The 475-nt window shown below is 60.0% G+C and carries 2 protein-coding genes; both read right to left on the bottom strand.

From position 1 onward, the window contains the following. Positions 1–68: 68 nt before the first annotated feature. Complete coding sequence (locus AB3X86_RS38365) at positions 69–218, bottom strand: hypothetical protein (protein WP_368599910.1); 150 nt, start codon at positions 216–218, stop codon at positions 69–71. Continuing rightward, on the bottom strand, positions 184–438 hold the full coding sequence (locus AB3X86_RS38360) for an amidohydrolase family protein (RefSeq protein ID WP_368599911.1): 255 nt from the start codon (positions 436–438) through the stop codon (positions 184–186). The genes AB3X86_RS38365 and AB3X86_RS38360 overlap by 35 nt, the downstream gene beginning before the upstream one ends. Positions 439–475: the final 37 nt, after the last annotated feature.

Genomic DNA, 475 nt, shown 5'->3' with positions numbered 1-475 from the left:
AGATCCAGAAGATCGTGTCCACGATCATGGAACGATCTCACGTGATCTACCCGGACCTCCTCACGCTCTCACATCATGCCCCACGCGCGCGCGAATCGGGGACCGGCCCTGCCGAGCCGCTTACCTTCAACCGGGAGCAGCGCGCGTAGAAGTTCGAGCGCGTGAGTAAAATCCTCGTCTGCTTCAAACTGCGTATGCGGCCAGTCGCTGCCCCACATAAGGCGATGCACTGCCGAAGTGATCGACGACGACATTCATGCCGGCGTCCAGAAGCGGCTCGACGATGTCCTGCAGCCGCGCAACTTCCACATGCACTTTGACATGCCATCTGAGATCGCGGACATGGGCGAGCGTTTGCGCGCTCACCCATCTGTCGAGCGGCTGATCGGCATGTCCGATCAGGTTCAGCCGAATCCCTGCAATGCCCGCATTCGCCATCTCCGTCAGTGTGTCGATCCGACAATCACGCTCGATC

It is taken from the genome of Paraburkholderia sp. BR14374 (assembly GCF_040948685.1).
GTDB classification, from domain to species: Bacteria; Pseudomonadota; Gammaproteobacteria; order Burkholderiales; family Burkholderiaceae; genus Paraburkholderia; species Paraburkholderia youngii.
The sequence above is the reverse complement of the archived record's forward strand: the minus strand, read 5'-3'. Positions and strand labels throughout refer to the sequence as shown.

What these genes read in the sequence shown, in the direction of transcription:
- AB3X86_RS38365 (WP_368599910.1), bottom strand. Translation starts at nt 218, where the DNA reads ATGTGGGGCAGCGACTGGCCGCATACGCAGTTTGAAGCAGACGAGGAT.
- AB3X86_RS38360 (WP_368599911.1), bottom strand. Translation starts at nt 438, where the DNA reads ATGGCGAATGCGGGCATTGCAGGGATTCGGCTGAACCTGATCGGACAT.